The sequence below is a fragment of the Roseomonas sp. F4 genome, assembly GCF_053891155.1.
On record NZ_JBSSHK010000013.1, the window covers coordinates 1 to 1273 of the forward strand.

1 protein-coding gene is annotated in these 1273 nt (G+C 68.2%); it reads right to left on the reverse strand.

Annotation, left to right across the window (positions count from 1 at the left end):
- Nucleotides 1-29: 29 nt before the first annotated feature.
- Nucleotides 30-1207 (reverse strand): IS3 family transposase gene (locus tag ACVFYP_RS27620; protein WP_499203380.1). Its coding sequence is split into 2 segments (ribosomal slippage): nt 30-943 and nt 943-1207, totalling 1179 coding nucleotides; the frame shifts between segments, so codons are not numbered across the junction.
- Nucleotides 1208-1273: the final 66 nt, after the last annotated feature.

A 1273-nucleotide genomic window follows, 5' to 3' on the forward strand; every position in this document is an offset into this window, starting at 1 on the left:
TGACCTGCCCCCGATTGGGGATCCACCAGCTATGAGAGACTTGGCCCGTGTTCTGGCGTGGTCGTCTGGCCCTGCCGGAGCGGAGCGTAGGCGGGGTCAGACGGCCAGGGCAACACGGCTTCTGGTGCCGGCGGTCGATAACCCAGCGCGCTGTGCGGCCTGATGGTGTTATAGTGCCGCCGCCAGCGCTCGATCAGCACTTCGGCTTCCCGCAGCGAGTAGAAGATTTCCCGGTCCAGCAGCTCATCGCGCAGCTTGCCGTTGAAGCTCTCGTTGTAGCCGTTCTCCCACGGGCTGCCGGGCTCGATGAACAGCGTCGTCACCCCAACCCGACCTAGCCAGCCACGCACCACCTTCGCCACGAACTCCGGCCCGTTGTCCGAGCGAATGTGCCCAGGCGGGCCGCGCTCGACGAACAGGTCGCACAGCGCCTGCAGCACGTCATCCGAGGTCAGCCGCCGCGACACCACGATCGCCAGGCATTCCCGCGTGTATTCATCAATGACCGTCAGCATGCGGAACCGCCGCCCGTCATGCGTCCGGTCCTGCACGAAGTCGTAGGCCCAGACATGCCCCGGCCAGCACGGCCGCAGCCGAACGCAGGAGCCGTCGTTCAGCCACAGCCGGCCCCGCTTCGGCTGCCGCCGCGGCACCTTCAGCCCCTCGCGCCGCCAGATGCGCTCCACGCACTTGGCGTTCACACGCCAACCCTCCGCCCGCAGCAACGCCGTGATCCGGCGGTAGCCGTAGCGGCCGTACTCTCCCGCCAGCGACACCACCGCATCGGTCAGTGCAGTCTCATCGGCCGACACCGCCCGCACCTTGCGCTGCGTCGATCGCGGCTGGCCCAGCGTGCGGCAGGCGCGGCGCTCGGACACCCCGAGCACCGACTGCACATGCCGCACCCCGGCCCGGCGGCGCTCGGGGCCTAGAAGTTTCCCTCCGCGGCCTCTTTCAGAATCTGCTTGTCGAGCGTCAGCTCCGCCACCGCCCGCTTCAGCCGCGCATTCTCGCGCTCGAGCTCCTTCAGCCGCCGCGCCTGGTCAACCTTCAGGCCACCGTACTCAGACCGCCAGCGGTAGAAGCTTGCCTCCGACACACCAAGCCCGCGGCAGATGTCCCCCACCGTCCGGCCCTGCGCCAATTCCACCTCGGCCTGCCGCAACAGCCCGATGATCTGCTCCGCCGTATGACGCTTCCTCGGCATCCCTGCCTCCTTCCAAGGAGGCCAACTCTCTCACTCCACGTGGATCCCGGTCAGGGGGGAAGGTCA